A 23,098-nucleotide genomic window follows, 5' to 3' on the forward strand; every position below is an offset into this window, starting at 1 on the left:
CAGGCGAAACTCCTACCCGGAGCGACGCACCTGCAATACGGAGATACACAATGTCTACTTCCCCCGTCACGCTGATGGTCGCGCGTCGTGTCGCCAATGGTCGTTATCAGGACCTGATCGCCTGGTTGCGAGAAGGCGAACAACTGGCCACCGACTTCCCCGGTTATCTCGGCTCCGGCGTACTGGCCCCGCCTCCCGGCGACGATGAATTCCAGATCATTTTCCGCTTCGTCGACGAACAGACCCTGCACGCTTGGGAACATTCGGCTTCGCGCACCGCATGGCTGGCCCGTGGCAGCGATCTGTTTGCCCACCCGACGGAACATCGGGTCAGCGGGATCGAAGGCTGGTTCGGTGCTGCCGGTCATCGCCCGCCGCGCTGGAAACAGGCCGTGGCGATCTGGCTGGCGTTCTTCCCGGTGTCGCTGCTGTTCAACTTCGTGCTGGGTCCGCTGCTCGCTGAAATGAGCCTGTTGCCGAGGGTCTTCATCAGCACGCTGTGCCTGACCCCGTTGATGGTTTACTTTTTCATTCCGCTGTCGACCCGCCTGCTGGCCGGCTGGCTCAACCCGGCGCCTGCTCGCCCATTGCCTGCCACGCCGTCCACACAAAATCGCTGAAGCCGTCGCTCGCGTCGCTGTTATAGTTTTTGCTCTGACTTCGACGCGAGCCGTACATGACTTCCTCCACAGCTCCCTTCCTCATCACCGGCGCCGGCCAGCGGGTCGGCCTGCATTGTGCGCAGCGTCTGCTGGAAGATGGCCATCGGGTGATCTTCACCTACCGCAGCGAACGCCCGGGGGTGAAGACGTTGCGGGATCTGGGCGCCCTCGGGTTGCATGCGGATTTTTCCAGCGAAGCCTCGATCCTCGCGTTCATCACCGAACTGAAGTCCCGCACCGACAGCCTGCGCGCCATCGTGCACAACGCCTCGGAATGGCTGGCGGAAACCGACGACGGCGAAGCCGAAGCCTTCAGCCGGATGTTCAACATTCATATGCTGGCGCCCTACCTGATCAACCTGCATTGCGCCGAACTGCTGCAACGTTCGAGCCCTGCCGACATCATCCACATCAGCGATGACGTCACGCGCAAGGGCAGCAGCAAACACATCGGCTATTGCGCCAGCAAGGCCGGGCTCGACAGTCTCACGTTGTCCTTCGCTGCGCGCTACGCGCCGACAATCAAGGTCAACGGCATCGCGCCAGCCCTGCTATTGTTCAATCCCGACGACGACGCGGCGTACCGCGCCAAGGCGCTGGCAAAGTCCGCGCTGGGCATCGAACCCGGCAGCGAAGTGATCTATCAGAGCCTGCGTTACCTGCTCGACAACCCGTATGTCACCGGCACGACCCTGACCGTCAACGGCGGGCGGCACGTCAAGTAATACGCCCCCGCGAGGATGCTCCATGACCCGTTCCCTGCCCGAGCATTACCGCGAGATCCTGATCGGTCTCGGTGAAAACCCTGACCGCGAAGGACTGCTAGACACACCGGCGCGGGCGGCCAAGGCCATGCAGTATCTGTGTCACGGCTACGAACAGAGCGTTGAAGAGATCGTCAATGGCGCGCTGTTTGCCTCCGACACCGACGAGATGATCATCGTCGCCGACATCGAGCTCTATTCGTTGTGCGAACATCACCTGCTGCCCTTCATCGGCAAGGCCCATGTGGCTTATATTCCGACGGGCAGGGTGCTGGGGCTGTCGAAGATCGCGCGACTGGTGGACATGTTCGCCCGCCGCCTGCAGATCCAGGAAAACCTCACCCGCCAGATCGCCGAGGTGGTCCAGCAAGTCACCGATGCCGCCGGTGTCGCGGTGGTCATCGAAGCCCGGCACATGTGCATGATGATGCGCGGTGTCGAGAAACAGAATTCGACCATGAACACCTCGGTCATGCTCGGCGCCTTCCGCGAGTCGAGCAACACCCGCCAGGAGTTCCTGCAATTGATTGGACGGAGCAAATAAATGCCACAACTTCAACCGGGAATGGCGCGCATCCGGGTCAAGGATCTGCGCCTGCGCACCTTTATCGGGATCAACGAGGACGAAATCCTCAACAAGCAGGATGTGCTGATCAACCTGACCATCCTGTACGCCGCGCAGGAAGCGGTGCGTGACAACGACATCGACCACGCGCTGAACTACCGCACCATCACCAAGGCGATCATCGCCCACGTGGAAGGCAACCGCTTCGCGCTGCTCGAACGCCTGACTCAGGAGCTGCTGGATCTGGTGATGGCCAACGAATCGGTGCTGTACGCGGAAGTCGAAGTCGACAAACCGCATGCCTTGCGTTTTGCCGAGTCGGTGTCGATCACCCTCGCCGCCAGCCGCTGAACGTGTCTGGCGCTCCGGGCGTCAGACTTTTATCATCCGCGCCACGATTTGACTGCACAGAGCCCATCATGACCGAGCAACAACGCCTCGAACTCGAAGCCGCCGCCTTCCGCCGGCTGGTCGCCCACCTGGACAGCCGCAAGGACGTGCAGAACATCGACCTGATGAACCTCGCCGGGTTCTGCCGCAACTGCCTGTCCAAGTGGTACAAGGCCGAAGCCGACCAACGCCAGATCGAGATCAGCCTCGACGATGCCCGTGAAGTGGTTTACGGCATGCCGTACGCCGAGTGGAAAGCCCAATATCAGCAAGAAGCCAGCGCCGAACAGCAAGCGGCGTTCGCCAAAGGAAAACCCCATGAGTGATCTGAACACCCTGCGCGCCAGCCTCAAGAGCGGCGAACACGTTTTTGCCGACACCCTGTCGTTCATCGCCGCCGGTTACGACTACCAGCCGCAGGCGTTCAACAACGGCGGCGTGGAGAACGCCGCCGGGCAGAACGAAGGTTCGTGCAAGACCCTGGGTCTGGCGTTGCTGGAAGGCTTGAGCGATGAAGAAGCACTGCTGGCGTTCGGCGAACACTACCGTTCGGTCGTGGCAACGCCTGAAGGCAGCGATCACGGCAATATCCGTGCGCTGATCCAGCACGGTCTGGCGGGCGTGAAATTCGAAGCGCAACCGCTGACCCGCCGCTGATTCCCGAGCGAATCGCAGGCATGAAAAAACCGGCCAATTGGCCGGTTTTTTCGTTTCTGCGATCTTAGAACGAAGCGTTCTGCAGACCGTCCAGGTAACGCTCGGTGTCCAGTGCCGCCATGCAACCGGCGCCGGCCGAGGTGATGGCCTGACGGTAAACGTGGTCGGCCACGTCGCCGGCAGCGAAGATGCCTTCGACGCTGGTCGCGGTGGCGTTGCCTTCACGGCCGCCCTGAACGACGAGGTAACCGTCCTTCAGCTCCAGCTGACCTTCGAACAGCGAGGTGTTCGGGGTGTGGCCGATCGCGATGAACACGCCGTCGACCTTGATTTCGTCGAAGCTGCCGTCGTTGTTCTTCAGACGCGCACCGGTCACGCCCATGTTGTCACCCAGCACTTCGTCCAGGGTCGCGTTCAGCTTTAGCTCGATCTTGCCTTCGGCCACACGGGCGTTGAGCTTGTCGATCAGGATCTTCTCGGCGCGGAAGGTTTCGCGACGGTGAATCAGGGTGACCTTGCTGGCGATGTTCGCCAGGTAAAGCGCTTCTTCCACAGCAGTGTTGCCGCCACCGACCACGGCCACCGGCTTGTTGCGATAGAAGAAACCGTCGCAGGTCGCGCAGGCCGAAACGCCTTTACCCATGAACGCTTCTTCCGAAGGCAGGCCCAGGTAACGAGCGCTGGCGCCGGTGGCGATGATCAGTGCATCGCAGGTGTAGGTGCCGCTGTCGCCGGTCAGGCTGTATGGCTTGGAAGCGAAGTCCACAGCATTGATGTGATCGAAGACGATCTCGGTTTCAAAACGCTCGGCGTGCTCACGCATGCGCTCCATCAGCACCGGGCCGGTCAGACCATGGACGTCGCCCGGCCAGTTGTCGACTTCGGTGGTGGTGGTCAGTTGACCGCCGGCCTGCATGCCGGTGATCAGCAGCGGCTTGAGGTTGGCGCGGGCAGCGTAGACGGCAGCGCTGTAACCGGCAGGGCCGGAACCGAGGATGATCACTCGCGAATGACGGACTTCAGACATGAACCTGCTCCTGTTGACCGGCCAAGACACCTGGCCGGACGCCGGACTGCCGGCGGGAATAAAAAAGGACTGTGGATAACCTTGGGGAAGGCATGAGCTCGACAGTCCTGTAAAAAGTTGGGTGCAGCGTATCGAGGGGGGCAAGATTAAGGAAATACGGTTTAACAATCCAGCTCATAGGTGGTCTCTATGCCGACACACTGACGAGATGGACGTCTTTGTTACAGTGAATGTCGATCCCCCTGCCGCGCTTTCACAGGTTATGCAAAGTCGGTAAGGTCGGCGCGTTTTCCCTTGCTCGGAGCACCTTATGCCCGCCCCTGTTCTGTCCGGCCCGCAATACCTGCGTGAGGGCCTCAAACTGGTCTTGAGCCCGGGCCTGCGCCTGTTCGTGCTGCTGCCGCTGGCCATCAATCTGGTGCTGTTCGTCGGATTGATCTATCTGGCCGGTCACCAGTTCAGCCTGTGGGTCGACACGCTGATGCCGTCGCTGCCCGAATGGCTGAGTTTCCTCAGCTACATCCTGTGGCCGCTGTTCGTGGTGCTGGTGGCGCTGATGGTGTTCTTCACCTTCACCATGCTGGCCAACGTGATCGCCGCCCCATTCAACGGTTTCCTCGCGGAAAAGGTTGAAGTGGTGGTGCGCGGCACCGACGACTTCCCGGCCTTCAGTTGGGGCGAACTGATCGCCATGATCCCGCGCACCCTCGCCCGGGAAATGCGCAAACTCGGTTACTTCCTGCCCCGCGCCATCGGCCTGTTCATTCTCTCGTTCATCCCGGTGGTGAACATCGTCGCCGCGCCGCTGTGGCTGCTGTTCGGGGTGTGGATGATGGCAATCCAGTACATCGACTACCCGGCGGACAACCACAAACTCGGCTGGAACGAGATGCTCGCCTGGCTGCGCCAGAAGCGCTGGCAGAGCATGAGCTTCGGCGGGATCGTCTATCTGGTGCTGCTGATTCCGATGGTCAACATCCTGATGATGCCGGCGGCTGTGGCTGGCGCGACACTGTTCTGGGTGCGTGAGCGCGGGGCCGAGAATCTGGTGACGCAACGCTGAGGCCGCGTCACAAATCCATCATCCGAACGTCACAACCACGACATGGCCTCAGCCGACACTGAGGCCATGACGACAGCTCTACATATCACCCTCATCAGCGAAACTTTCCCACCGGAAATCAACGGCGTGGCCAATACCCTTGGCCGCTTGTGCGACGGTTTGCGCGCACGCGGGCATCGGGTGGAACTGGTGCGACCGCGTCAGGCTGACGATCCGCAGCGAAGTGAAGATGACTCGCTGCTGCTGTGCCGAGGCTGGCCGTTGCCGGGTTATCCGGGGCTGCAATGGGGGCAGTCGTCGATGCACAAACTGCTGCGACGCTGGACGCGCCAGCGCCCGGACGTACTCTATATCGCAACCGAAGGCCCGCTCGGGCTGTCGGCACTGCGCGCGGCACGCCGACTCGGTATTGCCGTGGTCAGCGGCTTTCACACCAATTTCCAGCAATACACCCACCAGTACGGGCTGGGTTTGCTGACCCGCGTGCTCACCCACTATCTGCGCTGGTTTCACAATCGTTCGGCCCTGACCCTGGTGCCGAGCGTCAGCCAGCGCCTGGAGCTGGAGCGTCGCCACTTCGAACGCCTCGCGCTACTGTCCCGGGGTGTCGACAGTCAGTTGTTTCACCCGGCCAAGCGCCTGAATACCTTGCGTGAGCAATGGGGTCTTGGCGAGCAGGACATTGCGGTCATTCACGTAGGACGCCTGGCGCCGGAGAAGAACCTCGGTCTGCTCAAGCGCAGTTTCGAAAAGCTCGCCGGCACTTACCCACAACGTAATCTGAAGCTGATCGTGATCGGCGACGGGCCGCAACGAATGGCATTGGAAAAGGAACTGCCCGAGGCGATTTTCTGCGGCTCGCAACGTGGCGAAGCACTGGCGGCGCACTACGCATCGGGGGATGTGTTTCTGTTTCCGAGCCTGACCGAAACCTTTGGCAACGTCGTGCTGGAAGCGCTGGCCTCAGGCCTGGGGGTGGTGGCTTACGACCAGGCCGCGGCGGCCCAGCATATTCGCCATGGCTACAACGGTGTGCTGGCGATGCCCGGGGATGAAGAGGCGTTCTGCGAGGCAGCAGCGTGGCTGCTGGAAGAAGACGAAAGGTTGCGCTGCGTGCGCCTGAATGCACGCCAACACGCCAGCCGCCAGGGTTGGGCGGCCATCGTCGAACAGTTTGAAAACCATTTGCTGGGGGCTTGCCGCGACCTGCGCGACAAGCCTCCCACAACGATCAAACCAGCGTCATCAACGCCTCACGGCTGAACGGCAGAATGTCCTGCTCGCGGCCTTCGCGCACTTTCTGCGCCCAGTCCGGATCCACCAGCAGCGCACGCCCCACCGCCACCAGATCGAACTCGTCGTTGTTCAGACGCTCCAGCAGTTTTTCCAGACTGGCCGGTTGCGCGACCTTGTCGGTGTTGACCATGAACTGGAGGAACTCGCCGTCGAGGCCGACGCTGCCGACGGTGATGGTTGGTTTGCCGGTCAGCTTGCGTGTCCAGCCGGCCAGGTTCAGGTCGGAACCGTCGAATTCCGGCTCCCAGAAACGGCGCGTCGAGCAGTGGAAAATGTCCACGCCAGCGTCGGACAACGGCTTGAGGAACTCGCCCAGCGCTTCGGCTGTTTGCACCAGACGCGCGGTGTAGTCCTGCTGTTTCCACTGCGAGAAACGGAAGATGATCGGGAAGCCTTCACCCACCGCCGCGCGTACGGCCTGGATCAGCTCGATGGCGAAACGCGAACGGTTGGCCAGGCTGCCACCGTATTCGTCAGTGCGCTGGTTGCTGCCTTCCCAGAAGAACTGGTCGATCAGGTAACCGTGGGCGCCGTGGATTTCCACGCCGTCCATGCCAATGCTCTGGGCATCTTTCGCCGCTTGGGCGAAGGCTGCGATCACGTCCTGAATGTCCTGCTTGGTCATGCCGTGCACCACGACCTGACCGTCCTTGAGTTTTTCCGACGGGCCGTAACCCGGCACGCTCGCGTCCGGTTCGGTACCCAGACGGCGCACATTGCCGACGTGCCACAGTTGCGGAACGATCTTGCCGCCTTCGGCGTGAACCGCGTCCACGACTTTTTTCCAACCGGCCAGCGCGGCTTCACCGTAGAAGTGCGGCACGTTCGGGTAACCGTTGGAAGCCTGATGGCCGACGGTGGTGCCTTCGGTGATGATCAGGCCGACACCGGCCGCCGCACGACGACGGTAGTACTCGATCACTTTGGAATTGGGCACACCGCCAGGAGAAAACGAGCGGGTCATGGGCGCCATGACCACGCGGGTCGGCAGTTCGAGGGCACCGAGCTGGAACGGTTTGAACAGGGCTTGCACGGGCATGGGAGGCTCCACGAAAAATTGATCGACGGTCATGCGAATCATATGACGGCGATAATATGCGCAGTTCCAACCAGCCGATAGCACTATTGATCTGAATGATTAAGGGTCAAAAGGCAGGCGAAAAAAATCGCAGCTCGATGGCTGCGATTTTTGTGTTTCAGCTCAGGGCTTTTTCAATCGCCGTGATCACCGAAGGATCATCCGGCGCCGTGCGCGGCGAGAACCGGGCCAGTACCCGGCCGTCCTTTCCAAGCAGGAATTTCTCGAAATTCCAGGTGATGTCACCGGGAAACTCCGCGCCCTCGCCCGCCAGCAGACGGTAGAGCTGATGGCGGTCGTGACCGTTGACTTCGAGCTTTTTCGACAATGGAAAACTCACGCCATAGTTGAGGCTGCAGAATTCCTGGATCTCCTGCTCACTGCCCGGTTCCTGGCCGGCAAACTGGTTGCACGGCAGGCCCAGCACACTGAAGCCTTTGCCTTTGTATTGCTGATAAAGGTTTTCCAGCGCCGCGTACTGTGGGGTCAAGCCGCATTTGGAGGCGACGTTGACCACCAGCACGACTTGGCCCTTGAAGGGTGCCAGCGGTAGCTCCTGGCCATCCAGGGCTGTCAACTTAAGGTCGTGAAAAGCACTCATGACGAACTCCAGATTCCCGTTTTCTACTCGAAACAGCCACTTGGCGAGACCACCAAGGACAGCCGCGGACTAAAAAGGCGCCCTCGGGCGCCTCTCCAGTACTCGAAAGCTTAGCGCAGAAAATCAGTGGTGATGGCCACCTTCGCCATGGACGTGACCATGAGCGATTTCTTCCTGGCTGGCGTCACGGATGGCAACGACCTTCACCTTGAAGTTCAGGCGCTGACCGGCCAGCGGGTGGTTGCCGTCGACAGTGACGTCGTCGCCGTCCAGGTCACGAATGGTGACGATCTGCATCTGGCCGTCCGGCGCCGAAGCGTGGAACTGCATGCCGACTTCCAGCTCGTCAACGCCTTCGAACATGCTGCGGCTCAGGGTGCTGACCAGTTCAGCGGCGTATTCGCCGTAGGCATCTTCCGGCTCGACGGAAACGTCCAGCTCGTTGCCGACTTCTTTACCTTCCAGGGCTTTTTCCAGGCCCGGGATGATGTTGCCTGCGCCATGCAGGTAGACCAGCGGAGCGCCGCCGGCGGAGCTGTCGATGACCTCACCAGCGTCGTTGGTCAGGGTATAGTCGATGGAGACAGCCTTATTGGCGGCGATCAGCATGGGGCGAGACCTTTTGCATAAGAATGAAGAACGGACAAGTCTAAACAAGGATTTGCCCGAAAGCGAACAGAACCCGGACAGACGGGACGGATTGGCGCCCGTGACCGTCAGCGGATTCCATCAGGACGAGGACGGCCACTGGGTCGCCGAGCTGTCCTGCGGCCACACCCAGCACCTGCGCCACCTCCCGCCCTGGCAGTCCCGGGCGTGGGTGCTGGACGCCGCGCAACGTATTGAAAAAATAGGCCAACCCTTTGCTTGCGGTTGGTGCGCACAAGGCTCGGTTAGCGATAACCTTGGCGACTGAATTGCGGCAGATCGGCACACAGAGACGATCGCCATTGCCATGCACCCTTAGAGAATCCGCATGCAAACTTTTTTTATCGCGCCCACCGACTTTGGTGTGGGTCTGACCTCCATCAGCCTCGGGCTGGTGCGTACGCTGGAGCGTGCCGGGCTGAAAGTCGGCTTCTTCAAACCGATTGCCCAGCCGCATCCGGGCGACACCGGCCCTGAGCGTTCGACTGAACTGGTAGCGCGCACCCACGGCCTGAAACCGCCGCAGCCACTGGGCCTGGCCCACGTCGAGCGGATGCTCGGCGACGGTCAGCTCGACGAGTTGCTCGAAGAAATCATCACCCTCTACCAGCAGGCCGCCATCGGCAAAGACGTGCTGGTCGTCGAAGGCATGGTGCCAACCCGCAGCGCCAGCTACGCCGCGCGGGTCAACCTGCACTTGGCCAAGAGCCTGGATGCCGAGGTGATTCTGGTCTCGGCCCCGGAAAACGAAGTGCTGACCGAGCTGTCAGGCCGCGTCGAGTTGCAGGCGCAGTTGTTCGGCGGGCCGAAAGACCCGAAAGTCCTCGGCGTGATCCTCAACAAGGTCAAGACCGACGAGAGCATGGACGCCTTCGCCGCGCGTCTGAAAGAGCACTCGCCGTTGCTGCGCACAGGTGATTTCCGTCTGCTCGGCTGCATTCCGTTCCAGCCGGAACTCAACGCCCCGCGCACCCGCGACGTCGCCGACCTGATGGGCGCCCAGGTGCTCAACGCCGGCGACTACGAAACCCGGCGCATGACCAAGACCATCATTTGCGCGCGCACCATGCGCAACACCGTTGATCTGCTCAAGCCCGGCGTGCTGGTGGTGACCCCCGGCGATCGCGACGACATCATCCTCGCCGTCAGCCTCGCGGCTATCAACGGCGTACCGCTGGCCGGCCTGCTGCTGACCAGCGACACCCTGCCCGACCCGCGCATCATGGACCTGTGCCGTGGCGCGTTGCAGGCTGGCTTGCCGGTGCTGTCGGTGAGCACCGGGTCCTACGACACCGCCAACCTGCTGAACGGCCTGAACAAGGAAATCCCCGTCGATGACCGCGAACGCGCAGAGATCATCACCGATTTCGTCGCCAGTCACCTCGATGCCAACTGGCTGCACCAGCGCTGTGGCACGCCACGGGAAATGCGCCTGTCGCCGGCGGTGTTCCGTTATCAATTGATTCAACGCGCGCAGGCCGCCAACAAACGTATCGTCCTGCCCGAAGGCAGCGAGCCGCTCACCGTACAGGCAGCGGCAATCTGTCAGGAACGCGGGATTGCCCGTTGCGTGCTGCTGGCCAAACCGGCTGACGTCGAAGCCGTGGCCCGGGCCCAGGGCATCGCGCTGCCGCCAGGGCTGGAAATCCTCGATCCGGACCTGATCCGCGAGCGCTACGTCGAGCCGATGGTCGCCCTGCGCAAGAGCAAAAGCCTCAACGCGCCGATGGCCGAGCAGCAACTGGAAGACACCGTGGTGATCGGCACCATGATGCTGGCACTGGATGAAGTCGACGGCCTGGTCTCCGGCATCATCAACACCACGGCCAACACCATCCGCCCGGCGCTGCAACTGATCAAGACCGCTCCGGGCTGCACACTGGTGTCGTCGGTGTTCTTCATGCTGTTCCCGGAAGAGGTGCTGGTCTACGGCGACTGCGTGATGAACCCGCATCCGAGCGCCAGCGAACTGGCGGAGATCGCCCTGCAAAGCGCCGACTCGGCCGCCGCATTCGGTATCACGCCACGAGTGGCGATGATCAGCTACTCCAGCGGCGAATCGGCCACTGGCGAGGAAGTCGAGAAAGTCCGCGAAGCCACCCTGCTCGCCCACGAACAACAGCACTCGCTGCTGATCGACGGGCCGTTGCAGTACGACGCCGCCGCCAACGAAACCGTGGCCCGGCAACTGGCGCCGAACAGCCAGGTGGCCGGTCGCGCCACGGTGTTCGTATTCCCCGACCTGAACACCGGCAACACCACCCACAAGGCCGTTCAACGCAGTGCCGATTGCGTGAGCCTCGGCCCGATGCTGCAAGGCCTGCGCAAACCGGTGAACGATCTGCCGCGCGGCGCGCAGGTCGACGACATCGTCTACACCATCGCCCTGACCGCGATTCAGGCTGCCAACCGACCTCTGGATATCTGACCCGATGCTGGCTTTTCTCCCTGCCCCCCTGCGCGGCGTGATCGCCGCGCTGCTGCTGGCGCTGAACACGATCCTGTTGTGCTCGTTCCTGTTTCTTGTGGCGCTGATCAAAGTGCTGCCGTTCGGCCTCGCACGCCGCGCTTCGCGTTGGCTGATGAGCCACACCCACGAGGCCTGGATCAGCAACAACAAGGGCTGGATGAACCTGGTCCGCCGCACCCGCTGGCACCTCAGCGGCCTGCAAGGCCTGGACTATCAACACTCGTACCTGATCACCAGCAACCACCAGAGCTGGGTCGACATCCTGGTGCTGCAATACGTGCTCAACCGGCGCATCCAGCCGCTGAAGTTCTTCCTCAAGCAGGAACTGATCTGGGTCCCGGTCATCGGTCTGGCGTGGTGGACACTGGGCTTCCCGTTCATGAAACGCTATTCGAAAGCCTATCTGGAAAAACACCCGGAAAAGAAAGGCAAAGACCTCGAAACCACCCGCAAGACCTGCGCGAAATTCCGCGACAACCCGGTAGGCATCTTCAACTTCGTCGAGGGCACACGCTTTACCGAAGGCAAGCATGCGCAGCAGCAATCACCGTTCAAATACCTGCTCAAGCCCAAGGCCGGCGGCATCGCGTTCGTGCTGGATGCGATGGGCGAACAACTGGAATCGATCGTCAACGTCACCATCCACTACCCGGGCGGACGCCCTGGCTTCTGGGATCTGCTGTGCGGCAACGTCCGAGACGTAGTGGTGCACTTCGAAGAACTGAAAATCCCACCGCAGTTCATCGGCAGGAACTACGACCAGGACGGCGAATACCGCCTGCAATTCCAGGGCTGGATCAACCAGCTGTGGCAAGACAAGGATGCACTGCTTGCGCAGATGCACCGCGAGTATCCGGATCGCCGCTAATCGATCGTTCGCACCTCGAGGCACTGATCGTTCCCACGCTCTGCGTGGGAACGATCTATAAAAAAACCCGCAGACAATCACTTGTCTGCGGGTTTTCTTTTTGCAGCGAACGCTTAAATCGCGCCACGCTTGCGCAACAGATCCAGCACCAGCTTGACGCTTTCATCCAGCGACAGCGACTGGGTGTCGATCACCAGATCAGCATCCAGCGGCACGTCATACGGGAAGGATTCACCCGGAATGTTGTCGCCACCGGCAGCATACAGACCTTGCGGATCACGTTCGGCGCACACAGTCGGCGAAGCCTGAACATAAACCGTCAGCAGACGCTCCTTGCCGATTAGATCCTTCGCCTGTTCACGACCTTCGGCACTCGGCGCCACAAACGCCGCAAGCGTCAGCAGACCCGCTTCGTTGAACTGACGCGCCACATGCGCGGCACGACGCCAGTTCTCGGTGCGTCCGGCGCGATCCTGCGGCAGACCCTTGTTGAGGTCATGACGCAGGTTCTGGCCATCCAGCACAAACACCGCACGACCCAGATCAAACAGCTTGCGCTCGACCGCGTATGCCAAGGTGCTCTTGCCAGCGCCGGACAGGCCGCTGAACAGCACGGTAGCCGGTTGCTGACCGAAACGCTGAGCGCGTTCTTCGGTCGCAACATGGGCCAGTTTGCCGTGATTCGTAGCCGTACCGTGGGTCACCGGCTGAGCGACGATCATGCCGGCGCCGACGGTGCCGTTGGTCAAACGGTCGATGACGATGAACGCGCCGGTGGTGCGGTTGCTGTCGTAACCATCGAGGGCGATCGGCGCGTCGAGCGCGATCTTCACCTTGCCGATTTCGTTGAGCTGCAACGCGCTCGCCGGGCCTTCTTCGAGGGTGTTGACGTCGACCTTGTTGACGATGCTGGCGATGGAGCCCGGCACGTAACTGGTGGCGCGCTTGATGTCGTATTTCTTGCCCGGCAGCATCGGCTCTTCAGCCATCCACACCAGCATCGCTTCGAAGCTGTCGGTGACCGGCGGAACGTTGTCGGCGTGAACCAGCAGGTCGCCACGGGAGATGTCGATTTCGTCTTCCATGGTCAGCGTTACCGCCTGGCCAGGACCTGCGTGTTCCAGCTCACCTTCGAAAGTGACGATGGATTTCACGCGGCTGCTCTTGCCCGACGGCAGGACCACGACTTCGTCGCCCTTCTTGACGATGCCGCTGGCCAGGGTGCCGGCGAAACCGCGGAAGTTCAGGTTCGGACGGTTGACGTACTGCACCGGGAAACGCAGATCGGTGAAGTTGCGATCGCCCGCCACTTCCACGGTCTCGAGGATTTCCATCAGCGACTGGCCGGTGTACCACGGTGAGCGCTCGGACTTGTTCACCACGTTGTCGCCCTTCAGAGCGGACATCGGCACGAAGTGCATGCTGGTCGGCTTCATCTTCAAGCCTTCGGCGAACTTCAGGTAGTCGGCCTTGATCGACTCGAACACGCCCTGATCGAAGCCCTTGAGGTCCATCTTGTTGATGGCGACAACGATGTGCTTGATGCCCAGCAACGAGGCGATGAAGCTGTGGCGGCGGGTCTGGGTCTGCACGCCGTAACGGGCATCGACCAGGATGATCGCCAGGTCACAGGTGGATGCACCGGTGGCCATGTTGCGGGTGTACTGCTCATGGCCGGGGGTGTCGGCGATGATGAATTTGCGCTTGGCGGTGGAGAAATAGCGGTAGGCGACATCAATGGTGATGCCCTGCTCGCGCTCGGCCTGCAGGCCGTCGACCAGCAACGCCAGGTCGATGTCGTCACCGGTGGTGCCGACTTTCTTCGAGTCGCGGGTGATGGCTTCGAGGTGATCCTCGTAGATCATCTTCGAGTCGTGCAGCAGGCGCCCGATCAGGGTGCTCTTGCCGTCATCGACGTTACCGCAGGTCAAAAAGCGCAGCAGCTCTTTACGTTCGTGCTGGCCCAGGTAGGCGAGGATGTCCTCGCTGATCAAATCAGAAACATGCGACATGACAGCCCCTTAGAAATAGCCTTGACGTTTTTTGTCTTCCATCGAGCCTGCGCCATCGTGGTCGATGACCCGGCCCTGGCGCTCGGAAGTTCGCGTCAGGAGCATTTCCTGAATGATGTCCGTCAGGCTTTCGGCCTCGGACTCCACCGCGCCCGTCAACGGGTAGCAGCCAAGGGTACGGAAACGCACTTTCTTTTTGACGATGCGCGCCTTGTCCTCGTCGGACAGGTGCTCGAGGATGCGCTCGTCGTCGATCATGATCAGCGTGCCGTTCTTCTCGATCACTTCGCGTTCGGCGGCGAAGTACAGCGGTACGATCGGGATGCCTTCGAGGTAGATGTACTGCCAGATGTCCAGTTCGGTCCAGTTCGACAGCGGGAACACACGAATGGATTCGCCCTTGTTGACCTTGCCGTTGTAGACGTTCCACAGCTCGGGACGCTGGTTCTTCGGGTCCCAGCGATGTTTGCTGTCACGGAACGAGTAGACGCGCTCCTTGGCGCGGGACTTCTCTTCATCGCGACGGGCACCGCCGAAGGCGGCGTCGAAACCATGCTTGTCGAGTGCCTGCTTCAGGCCCTCGGTCTTCATGATGTCGGTGTGCTTGGCGCTGCCGTGGGTGAACGGGTTGATGTTCTGCGCCACGCCATCGGGGTTGATATGAGTGATGAGGTCCAGGCCAAGCTCTTCGACCATCTTGTCGCGGAACTTGTACATTTCCTGGAATTTCCAGCGGGTGTCGACGTGCATCACCGGAAACGGCAGTTTGCCCGGGAAGAACGCCTTGCGTGCCAGATGCAGCATCACGGCGGAGTCTTTACCGATGGAGTACAGCATCACCGGGTTGTCGAACTCGGCGGCCACCTCGCGGATGATGTGGATGCTTTCCGCCTCCAGCTGTTTCAGATGCGTCAGTTTGTCGACCATGGCTACTCACGAAAGCTTTCTTATGAACGGCCAGCGGGCCGTGTTCGAGCGGGGAATCCTAGCACAGCGCCCCCTTCTAATCAGGACGCCAACTAGATCGAAAGGGTATATGAATATGCCTGCCCGTTCGGGCGCTCAGATCGGATTCGGGCAGTCGATAAAGATGTGCTCCAAGGCAAAACGCTTCGCCAGATAGTCGCCCAGCGCCTGCACGCCGTAGCGCTCGGTGGCGTGGTGGCCGGCGGCGATGAAGCTGATGTCGTTTTCCCGGGCGCTGTGGAACGTCTGCTCGGAGGCTTCGCCGCTGAGGAACAGATCGACGCCGGCAGCGATGGCGTTGTCGATGTAGCCCTGACCGCCGCCGGTGCACCAGCCAACACGGCGGATCATCGCACTGCCTTCGACCAGCAGCGGTTCGCGGCCCATGACTTCCTGCACTTTGCGAGCGAAGTCACGCGGGGTCATCGGCTCGCTCAGTGAACCGACCAGACCGACGATTTTCAGATTGTCCGGATCCAGTGGCCCTTCGACGGTGATGTCCAGCTGACGGGCCAGTTGCACGTTATTGCCGACGTCCGGGTGCAGATCCAGCGGCAGGTGATAACCGAGCAGGCTGATGTCGTGCTTGAGCAGCGTCTTCAAACGGCGCTGCTTCATGCCGGTGATGCACGGGTTCTCGCCCTTCCAGAAATAACCGTGATGCACCAGCACCAGGTCGGCTTCGGCTTCGACGGCGGCATCGAGCAACGCCTGGCTGGCAGTGACGCCGCTGACAATACGCATCACTTGCGGGCGGCCCTCGACCTGCAGGCCATTGGGGCAATAATCGGCAATTTTCGCACTGCCAAGGTAACGGTCGGCTTCTTCGACCAGGGTGCTCAGGGCGACGGCCATGAAAGACTCCTAAATATCCCGTTCAGAGGCGCGCGCGGCCTCGTATAATGCGCGACATTATGGGCGGTCTGACCCCGCCTGCAACTTTTCCAGGACGTGCTTAATGCTCAAGGCGCTGCGTTTTTTCGGCTGGCCGCTGTTGGCCGGCGTGCTTATCGCTCTGTTGATTATTCAGCGTTACCCGCAGTGGGTCGGGCTTCCGAGCCTCGACGTCAACCTGCAACAGGCCCCGCAGACCACCAGCGTGCAGCAGGGGCCGGTGTCCTATGCGGACGCGGTGACCATCGCCGCGCCTTCGGTGGTCAACCTCTACACCACCAAAGTCATCAACAAGCCGAGCCATCCGCTGTTCGAGGATCCGCAGTTCCGCCGCTTCTTCGGTGACAATTCGCCGAAGCAGAAGCGCATGGAATCAAGCCTCGGCTCCGGCGTGATCATGAGCCCGGAAGGCTACATCCTGACCAACAACCACGTCACCAGCGGCGCCGACCAGATCGTCGTGGCGCTCAAGGACGGTCGCGAAACCCTGGCCCGAGTGATCGGCAGCGACCCGGAAACCGATCTTGCAGTGCTGAAAATCGACCTGAAAACCCTGCCGTCGATCACCGTCGGCCGCTCCGACAACATCCGCATCGGCGACGTCGCACTGGCCATCGGCAACCCGTTCGGCGTAGGCCAGACCGTGACCATGGGCATCATCAGCGCCACCGGCCGTAATCAGTTGGGCCTGAACAACTACGAAGACTTCATTCAGACCGACGCGGCGATCAACCCCGGCAACTCCGGCGGCGCGTTGGTCGACGCCAACGGCAACCTGACTGGCATCAACACCGCGATCTTCTCCAAGTCCGGCGGCTCGCAAGGCATCGGTTTTGCGATCCCGGTGAAACTGGCGATGGAAGTGATGAAGTCGATCATCGAGCACGGTCAGGTGATTCGCGGCTGGCTGGGCATTGAAGTGCAACCGCTGACCCAGGAACTGGCCGAGTCGTTCGGCCTGTCCGGGCGTCCGGGGATCGTGGTGGCGGGGATTTTCCGCGACGGCCCGGCACAGAAGGCCGGCCTGCAACTGGGTGATGTGATCCTCAGCATCGACGGAGAACCGGCCGGCGATGGCCGCAAGTCGATGAACCAGGTGGCGCGGATCAAACCGACCGACAAGGTCACGATTCAGGTGATGCGCAATGGCAAGGAGTTGAAGCTGACCGCCGAGATCGGTCTGCGTCCGCCGCCTGCTCCGGTCAAGGAAAAGGAAGAAAACTGAAGCACAAAAAAAGGGAGCGAATTCGCTCCCTTTTTTACGGCGGCTGATCAGAGTTCGCCAAGACCGTCGATCAACGCCTGATTCTGCTCCGGCGTGCCGATCGAGATCCGCAGGAACTGGGCAATCCGCTCCTGCTTGAAGTGGCGCACGATCACGCCCTGCTCACGCAGTTTGGCCGCCAGCCCCGCCGCATCGTGTTGCGGATGCCGGGCGAAGATGAAGTTCGCCGCTGACGGCAGCACTTCAAAGCCCTTGGCCTGCAACTGCGCAACCACCCACTCGCGACTCTCGATGACTAATGCGCAGGTCTTGTCGAAGTACTCGCGATCTTCGAACGCTGCCGCCGCACCGACATTCGCCATGCGATCGATCGGGTAAGAGTTGAAGCTGTTCTTGATCCGCTCCAGCGCCTCGATCAGGTCTGGATGCCCGACCGCCAGACCGACCCGCAGGCCCGCCAGCGAACGGGACTTGGACAGGGTCTGGGTCACCAGCAGGTTCGAGTAACGGTCGACCAGACTGATCGCGGTTTCACCGCCAAAGTCGATGTAGGCCTCGTCGACCACCACCACGGAATCCGGGTTGGCCTTGAGAATCTGCTCGACCGCTTCCAGTGCCAGCAGGCAACCGGTTGGTGCGTTCGGATTGGGGAAGATGATCCCGCCGTTCGGCTTGGCGTAGTCCGCCGGGTTGATCTGGAACTGCGCATCCAGCGGCACCGCGTCGAACGTGATGCCGTAAAGGCCGCAGTAAACCGGATAGAAGCTGTAGCTGATGTCCGGGAACAGGATCGGCTGATCGTGTTGCAGCAGACCGTGGAAGATGTGCGCCAGCACTTCGTCCGAACCGTTGCCGAGGAACACTTGATTGCTTTGTACGCCGTAGTAGTTGGCGACGGCGTTTTTCAGCAGATCGCTGTTCGGGTCCGGGTACAGGCGCAGGTTGTCGTTGAGTTCGGTCTGCATCGCCGCCAGGGCTTTTGGTGACGGGCCGTACGGGTTTTCGTTGGTGTTGAGCTTGACCAGACGGGTCAGCTTCGGCTGCTCGCCCGGCACGTAAGGCACCAGATTCTTGACGAACGGGCTCCAGAATTTACTCATGTTCAGTTCCCCTTCACTTCGTCTTTGATGCGGTATTCGGCGCTGCGCGCGTGGGCGCTCAGCGATTCGCCGCGGGCCAGGATCGATGCAGTCTTGCCAAGCTCGGAAGCGCCGGCCTCGGAGCAGAAGATGATCGACGAGCGTTTCTGAAAGTCGTACACGCCCAGCGGCGAGGAAAAACGCGCAGTGCCGGAGGTCGGCAGCACGTGATTCGGACCCGCGCAGTAGTCGCCCAGCGCTTCGGAGGTGTGACGGCCCATGAAGATCGCGCCGGCGTGGCGAATCTGCGGCAGCCAGGCCTGCGGGTCGGCGACCGACAGCTCAAGGTGTTCCGGGGCGATGCGGTTGGCGACTTCGATGGCCTGGGTCATGTCACGCACGTGGATCAGGGCACCACGGCCGTTGATCGAGGTTTCGATGATGGTCGCGCGATCCATGGTCGGCAGCAGTTTGTCGATGCTCGCGGCGACCTTGTCGAGGAACTCGGCGTCCGGGCTGACCAGAATCGCCTGAGCATCTTCGTCGTGCTCGGCTTGGGAGAACAGGTCCATGGCGATCCAGTCCGGATCTGTCTGGCCGTCGCACACCACGAGGATTTCCGACGGGCCGGCGATCATGTCGATGCCGACCTGACCGAACACGTGACGCTTGGCGGTCGCCACGTAGATGTTGCCCGGACCGACAACCTTGTCCACCTGCGGCACGCTTTCAGTGCCATAGGCCAACGCGGCAACGGCTTGTGCGCCACCGATGGTGAACACCCGGTCGACACCGGCGATGCACGCGGCCGCCAGCACCAGTTCGTTGACTTCGCCGCGCGGGGTCGGCACCACCATGACCACTTCGGTCACGCCGGCGACCTTGGCCGGAATCGCGTTCATCAACACCGACGACGGGTATGACGCCTTGCCGCCCGGCACGTACAGACCGGCGCGATCCAGTGGCGTGACCTTCTGACCCAGCACGGTGCCGTCGGCTTCGGTGTAGCTCCAGGAGTCCTGCTTCTGTTTTTCGTGATAGCTGCGCACGCGGGCGGCGGCTTTTTCCAGCGCTTCGCGTTGCGGCACGGTGATGCGGGTCAGGGCCAGTTCCAGACGCTCGCGCGGCAGGATCAAGTCCGCCATCGAGGCGACTTCGAGGCCGTCGAATTTCTGGGTGAACTCGACCAGCGCCGCGTCACCGCGCTCGCGCACAGCCTTGATGATGTCCAGCACCCGCTGATTGACCGAGTCGTCAGACACACTTTCCCAGCTCAGCAGATGATCCAGATGATGCGCGAAATCCGGGTCAGCAGCGTTGAGTCGGCGAATTGCAGTCGGTGCGGTCATAGCGAGAGCCTCATAGGAATGGCAAAAAACTCAGGCGCCCGAAATTACCATTCGATCCGCTTGGGCACCTGAGATTCTGGCTATGAGGCGGATAGACGGGCGCGACTTAACGTCGCGCAGGTACATCAGCCGCGGTGTCGAGACTCCACTGCCTTGCGCAGGGTGTCGATCAACGCCTGGATTCGGGCGTGTTGCATTTTCATCGAAGCTTTATTGACGACCAGACGCGAGCTGATCGTGGCGATCAGTTCCTGGGGTTCCAGGCCGTTGGCGCGCAGGGTGTTGCCGGTGTCGACCACGTCGATGATCTTGTCGGCCAGACCGATCAGCGGTGCCAGCTCCATCGAGCCGTACAGCTTGATGATGTCGACCTGACGGCCCTGCTCGGCGTAGTAACGCTTGGCGACGTTGACGAATTTGGTGGCGACGCGCAGGCGGCCCTTGGGCTCGACCGCGCCGACCTTGCCGGCGGTCATCAGCTTGCACTGGGCAATCTGCAGATCCAGCGGCTCGTACAGGCCCTGGCCGGTGTATTCCATCAGCACGTCTTTACCGGCAACGCCGAGGTCGGCCGCGCCATGCTCGACATAGGTCGGCACGTCGGTGGCCCGCACGATCAACAGGCGAACGTCTTCCTGGGTCGTGGGGATGATCAGCTTGCGGCTCTTGTCCGGATTCTCGGTCGGCACGATGCCCGCTTCGGCCAGAAGCGGCAGGGTGTCGTCAAGGATGCGGCCCTTGGACAGTGCGATGGTCAACATGGGAAACGTCAGTCCTTATCAAGGTACTCATGTCCGGTCGCAATCGGCGCCGGACATACATCGAGGGCGTTGCCACCCCCGATCAAAAAGAATTCAACGGACACTTCCCTGTGTCCAGATGCAGCGACTAGCCCGGAACGCGACGGATCCTGGCGCCCAGCATCTGCAGTTTTTCCTCGATGCACTCGTAACCACGGTCGATGTGGTAGATGCGGTCGATCAGGGTATCGCCTTCAGCCATCAGGGCCGAGATCACGAGGCTGGCCGAAGCCCGCAGGTCGGTAGCCATGACTGGCGCGCCCTTGAGGATTTCAGTACCGGTCACGATGGCCGTGTTGCCCTCGACCTGGATCTTGGCGCCCATGCGATGCAGTTCGTAGACGTGCATGAAGCGGTTTTCGAAGATCGTCTCGATCACGGCACCGGTGCCTTCGGCAATGGCGTTGAGCGAGATGAACTGCGCCTGCATGTCGGTCGGGAACGCCGGGTACGGCGCGGTGCGCACGTTGACCGCTTTCGGGCGTTTGCCATGCATGTTCAGCTCGATCCAGTCTTCACCACAGGTGATTTCTGCGCCGGCTTCACGGAGTTTTTCCAGAACGGCTTCGAGGATGGTCGGATCAGTGTCCTTGACCTTCACACGGCCACCGGTAACCGCAGCGGCCACCAGGTAGGTGCCGGTTTCGATACGGTCAGGCATGACCTTGTAGAAAGCCGAACCCAGACGCTCGACGCCGTCGATGGTGATGGTGTCGGTGCCGGCACCGGACACCTTGGCGCCCATGGCGTTGAGGAAGTTCGCCAGGTCGACCACTTCCGGCTCACGGGCGGCGTTCTGCAACACGCTACGGCCCTTGGCCAGAGCGGCGGCCATCATGATGTTCTCGGTACCGGTCACGCTGACGGTATCAAAGAAGAAGTGAGCGCCACGCAGGCCGCCTTCAGGCGCCTTGGCCTTGATGTAGCCGCCTTCGACGTCGATGATCGCGCCCATGGCTTCCAGGCCACGGATGTGCAGGTCGACCGGACGCGAACCGATGGCGCAACCGCCAGGCAGTGCGACTTCGGCTTCACCGAAACGCGCAACCATCGGGCCCAGCACCAGGATCGACGCGCGCATGGTTTTCACCAGCTCGTACGGGGCGATCAGGGTCTTGATGGTGCGCGGGTCGATTTCGACGCTGAGCTTCTCGTCGATCACAGGCTCGATGCCCATGCGACCGAACAGCTCGATCATGGTGGTGATGTCGTGCAGGTGCGGCAGGTTGCCAACGGTAACCGGGCCATCGCACAGCAGGGTGGCGGCCAGGATCGGCAGGGCGGAGTTCTTCGCCCCGGAGATGCGGATCTCGCCATCAAGACGAGCGCCACCGGTAATAATCAATTTATCCATAAGAATCTCGACGCCCTAGGGCTCAGGTGCGCTCGGCCCAGGCCGCGCTGCTGAAAAATTTCATAGTGACCGCGTGGATGCTGCCATCGGCGATCCAAGGGTTCAAATGGGCATAGATGCTTTGCTGACGCTTGACCGGGCTCAACGCCGCCAGTTCATCACTAATCACGTTCAGCTGAAAGTTGCAGCCTTCGCCTTCAACTTCCACCAGCGTTCCTGGCAGCTTTCCTTCAAGGAAGCTCTTCACTTCTACGGCCTGCATGCTCAACCTCAATCGGCGCCCTGTGCGCACGGGTCGGACATCATACAAAAAAGCCCCGCGCCTGCGAACCCCGCTGCGCAGGACTCTGACGGGGGGCTTCTCTATTGATGCGGGTTCAGGGTTGCGCCAACAGCTCGGTCAGTTCGCTGACCTGAGCAATTTCGCGCATGTCTTCGGGCATCCCGCGGATGCTGACCGCCTTGCCGGCGGCCTTTGCATCGCGAATGAAGCACAGCAGCAGCGACAGACCGACGCTGCTGGACTTCTCCACCGCCGAGCAATCGATCACCAATGCCGGGGCGGTGCACGACTTGATCAGCGCCCGGCCCTGTTCCCGAAGATCCGGGCCGGTGCGGTAATCCAGCACGCCGCTGAGCTGCAGCTCACTGGCTTCGTCCAGACGAATGGCCGACTCGGTCATTGGGCTGGCTTCTCGTTCTGCTCGGCCGACTGCTTGGCCTTGGCGACTTCACCGGCCCAGCCGTTGATGGTCTTGTCCAGATCATTGCCATTGCGTTGCATCGCGTCGGCGAACTGGTCACGGAACAGCTTGCCGATGTTGATGCCGTTGATGATCACATTGCGCAGCTTCCACTCGCCGTTGATCTTCTCCAGGGTGTACTGCACAGGGTAGATCGCGCCATTGTTGCCTTTGACGGTCATGCCGACACTGGTGCGGTCGCCCGATTCATCCTTGGGCGCATCGACAGTGATGCCCTGGTTGTTGTACTCGAGCAAGGCGTTGCCGTAGAACTGGAACAGACCGCGCTTGAAGTTTTCCTCGAAGGTCTTCATCTGCGCCGGGGTTGCCTTGCGCGAATACTTGACCGTCATGATGCTCTTGGAAATACCTTCGGCATCGACCACAGGGCCGACGATGGTGTTCAGCGCCGTATAGAAATCCTGCGGATCCTGCTTGTACTTCTCTTTATTGGCCGCCAGGTCGGCGAGCATCCGGTTCGTGGTGTCCTGAACCAGATCGTGCGCCGATTGTGCCGCCACGGCGTTAGCCACCAGCGGCAGCGCCGCAAGCAACACCAACAGGCCACGTCGCAAGGTAGAGATCAT

The 23,098-nt window shown here is 61.3% G+C and carries 26 protein-coding genes; 12 read left to right on the forward strand and 14 right to left on the reverse strand.

The features are described 5' to 3' along the window. Positions 1-50 precede the first annotated feature (50 nt). From L6D74_RS16295 to L6D74_RS16320, 6 genes are all read left to right on the forward strand, one after another. Positions 51-620, forward strand: a complete 570-nt coding sequence (locus L6D74_RS16295; protein WP_064593423.1) for an antibiotic biosynthesis monooxygenase — start codon at positions 51-53, stop codon at positions 618-620. Between the two features lie 56 nt (positions 621-676). Continuing rightward, complete coding sequence (gene folM, locus L6D74_RS16300) at positions 677-1,387, forward strand: dihydromonapterin reductase (protein WP_236189797.1); 711 nt, start codon at positions 677-679, stop codon at positions 1,385-1,387. A gap of 22 nt (positions 1,388-1,409) precedes the next feature. Further along, positions 1,410-1,970 carry a GTP cyclohydrolase I FolE gene (folE, locus tag L6D74_RS16305; protein WP_236189798.1) on the forward strand — a complete coding sequence of 187 codons (561 nt, stop codon included), beginning with the start codon at positions 1,410-1,412 and terminating at the stop codon, positions 1,968-1,970. Beyond that, entirely contained in the window at positions 1,971-2,342 is a 372-nt protein-coding gene (folX, locus tag L6D74_RS16310) for a dihydroneopterin triphosphate 2'-epimerase (protein WP_007957207.1), read from the forward strand. A 68-nt stretch (positions 2,343-2,410) separates the two neighbouring features. Next, on the forward strand, positions 2,411-2,707 hold the full coding sequence (locus L6D74_RS16315; RefSeq protein WP_236189799.1) for a DUF1244 domain-containing protein: 297 nt from the start codon (positions 2,411-2,413) through the stop codon (positions 2,705-2,707). After that, entirely contained in the window at positions 2,700-3,038 is a 339-nt protein-coding gene (locus tag L6D74_RS16320; RefSeq protein ID WP_011332495.1) for a HopJ type III effector protein, read from the forward strand. The genes L6D74_RS16315 and L6D74_RS16320 overlap by 8 nt, the downstream gene beginning before the upstream one ends. A 64-nt stretch (positions 3,039-3,102) precedes the next feature. Here L6D74_RS16320 and trxB read toward each other — a convergent pair whose 3' ends face one another. Beyond that, a complete protein-coding gene (gene trxB, locus L6D74_RS16325; RefSeq protein WP_039769336.1) occupies positions 3,103-4,065 on the reverse strand; it encodes a thioredoxin-disulfide reductase in 963 nt (320 codons plus the stop codon). Between the two features lie 310 nt (positions 4,066-4,375). Between trxB and cysZ the strand changes: the two genes are divergently transcribed. Both cysZ and L6D74_RS16335 read left to right on the forward strand, forming a co-directional pair. Continuing rightward, complete coding sequence (gene cysZ, locus L6D74_RS16330; protein ID WP_236189800.1) at positions 4,376-5,128, forward strand: sulfate transporter CysZ; 753 nt, start codon at positions 4,376-4,378, stop codon at positions 5,126-5,128. A 42-nt stretch (positions 5,129-5,170) separates the two neighbouring features. Continuing rightward, positions 5,171-6,391: a glycosyltransferase family 4 protein gene (locus L6D74_RS16335; RefSeq protein ID WP_236189801.1), complete on the forward strand. Its 1,221-nt coding sequence runs from the start codon at positions 5,171-5,173 to the stop codon at positions 6,389-6,391. Here L6D74_RS16335 and L6D74_RS16340 read toward each other — a convergent pair. The 3 genes from L6D74_RS16340 to L6D74_RS16350 form a co-directional block, all read right to left on the reverse strand. Beyond that, entirely contained in the window at positions 6,360-7,463 is a 1,104-nt protein-coding gene (locus tag L6D74_RS16340) for an NADH:flavin oxidoreductase (protein ID WP_064600676.1), read from the reverse strand. The two genes, L6D74_RS16335 and L6D74_RS16340, sit on opposite strands and share 32 nt — an antisense overlap. A 157-nt stretch (positions 7,464-7,620) precedes the next feature. Next, positions 7,621-8,103 (reverse strand): glutathione peroxidase, encoded by a 483-nt coding sequence (locus L6D74_RS16345; protein WP_007959082.1) that lies wholly within the window; start codon positions 8,101-8,103, stop codon positions 7,621-7,623. Between the two features lie 123 nt (positions 8,104-8,226). After that, positions 8,227-8,712, reverse strand: a complete 486-nt coding sequence (locus tag L6D74_RS16350) for an FKBP-type peptidyl-prolyl cis-trans isomerase (RefSeq protein WP_007959084.1) — start codon at positions 8,710-8,712, stop codon at positions 8,227-8,229. Here L6D74_RS16350 and L6D74_RS16355 point away from each other — a divergent pair. Genes L6D74_RS16355 through L6D74_RS16365 form a run of 3 tightly spaced genes read left to right on the forward strand, consistent with a single transcriptional unit; the run spans position 8,681 to position 12,089 of the window. Continuing rightward, complete coding sequence (locus L6D74_RS16355) at positions 8,681-9,019, forward strand: DUF3565 domain-containing protein (protein WP_039769326.1); 339 nt, start codon at positions 8,681-8,683, stop codon at positions 9,017-9,019. The genes L6D74_RS16350 and L6D74_RS16355 overlap by 32 nt on opposite strands. 60 nt (positions 9,020-9,079) lie before the next feature. Next, complete coding sequence (gene pta / locus L6D74_RS16360; RefSeq protein WP_236189802.1) at positions 9,080-11,179, forward strand: phosphate acetyltransferase; 2,100 nt, start codon at positions 9,080-9,082, stop codon at positions 11,177-11,179. A 4-nt stretch (positions 11,180-11,183) separates the two neighbouring features. Continuing rightward, entirely contained in the window at positions 11,184-12,089 is a 906-nt protein-coding gene (locus L6D74_RS16365) for an acyltransferase (RefSeq protein ID WP_236189803.1), read from the forward strand. Between the two features lie 113 nt (positions 12,090-12,202). On the opposite strand, the gene cysN is transcribed toward L6D74_RS16365, so the two are convergent. The 3 genes from cysN to L6D74_RS16380 form a co-directional block, all read right to left on the reverse strand. Beyond that, positions 12,203-14,101 carry a sulfate adenylyltransferase subunit CysN gene (cysN, locus tag L6D74_RS16370; protein WP_236189804.1) on the reverse strand — a complete coding sequence of 633 codons (1,899 nt, stop codon included), beginning with the start codon at positions 14,099-14,101 and terminating at the stop codon, positions 12,203-12,205. Positions 14,102-14,110: 9 nt separating this feature from the next. Next, the gene (cysD, locus tag L6D74_RS16375) at positions 14,111-15,028 is read right to left on the reverse strand and encodes a sulfate adenylyltransferase subunit CysD (protein ID WP_007912374.1); all 918 of its coding nucleotides are present in this window, start codon (positions 15,026-15,028) and stop codon (positions 14,111-14,113) included. A gap of 135 nt (positions 15,029-15,163) precedes the next feature. Next, a complete protein-coding gene (locus L6D74_RS16380) occupies positions 15,164-15,922 on the reverse strand; it encodes a Nif3-like dinuclear metal center hexameric protein (RefSeq protein WP_011332485.1) in 759 nt (252 codons plus the stop codon). 103 nt (positions 15,923-16,025) lie between these two features. Here L6D74_RS16380 and algW point away from each other — a divergent pair, with 103 nt between their 5' ends. After that, positions 16,026-17,186 carry a Do family serine endopeptidase AlgW gene (algW, locus tag L6D74_RS16385; protein WP_236189806.1) on the forward strand — a complete coding sequence of 387 codons (1,161 nt, stop codon included), beginning with the start codon at positions 16,026-16,028 and terminating at the stop codon, positions 17,184-17,186. 47 nt (positions 17,187-17,233) lie between these two features. Here the strand turns inward: algW and hisC are convergent, their stop codons facing one another. From hisC to L6D74_RS16420, 7 genes are all read right to left on the reverse strand, one after another. Then, on the reverse strand, positions 17,234-18,286 hold the full coding sequence (gene hisC, locus L6D74_RS16390; RefSeq protein ID WP_236189808.1) for a histidinol-phosphate transaminase: 1,053 nt from the start codon (positions 18,284-18,286) through the stop codon (positions 17,234-17,236). 2 nt (positions 18,287-18,288) lie between these two features. After that, positions 18,289-19,614 (reverse strand): histidinol dehydrogenase, encoded by a 1,326-nt coding sequence (hisD, locus tag L6D74_RS16395; RefSeq protein WP_064593403.1) that lies wholly within the window; start codon positions 19,612-19,614, stop codon positions 18,289-18,291. A 125-nt stretch (positions 19,615-19,739) separates the two neighbouring features. Beyond that, a complete protein-coding gene (gene hisG, locus L6D74_RS16400; RefSeq protein WP_007953554.1) occupies positions 19,740-20,375 on the reverse strand; it encodes an ATP phosphoribosyltransferase in 636 nt (211 codons plus the stop codon). A 127-nt stretch (positions 20,376-20,502) separates the two neighbouring features. Further along, the gene (murA, locus tag L6D74_RS16405; protein ID WP_236189810.1) at positions 20,503-21,768 is read right to left on the reverse strand and encodes a UDP-N-acetylglucosamine 1-carboxyvinyltransferase; all 1,266 of its coding nucleotides are present in this window, start codon (positions 21,766-21,768) and stop codon (positions 20,503-20,505) included. Between the two features lie 22 nt (positions 21,769-21,790). Then, positions 21,791-22,030, reverse strand: a complete 240-nt coding sequence (locus L6D74_RS16410) for a BolA family protein (protein ID WP_039769303.1) — start codon at positions 22,028-22,030, stop codon at positions 21,791-21,793. A 115-nt stretch (positions 22,031-22,145) separates the two neighbouring features. Continuing rightward, the gene (locus L6D74_RS16415) at positions 22,146-22,451 is read right to left on the reverse strand and encodes an STAS domain-containing protein (RefSeq protein ID WP_039769302.1); all 306 of its coding nucleotides are present in this window, start codon (positions 22,449-22,451) and stop codon (positions 22,146-22,148) included. Further along, positions 22,448-23,098, reverse strand: coding sequence for an MlaC/ttg2D family ABC transporter substrate-binding protein (locus L6D74_RS16420; protein ID WP_039769300.1), 651 nt, complete (start codon positions 23,096-23,098; stop codon positions 22,448-22,450). The genes L6D74_RS16415 and L6D74_RS16420 overlap by 4 nt, the downstream gene beginning before the upstream one ends.

Source organism: Pseudomonas pharyngis (assembly GCF_021602345.1).
In the GTDB taxonomy this organism is placed as follows: Bacteria; Pseudomonadota; Gammaproteobacteria; order Pseudomonadales; family Pseudomonadaceae; genus Aquipseudomonas; species Aquipseudomonas pharyngis.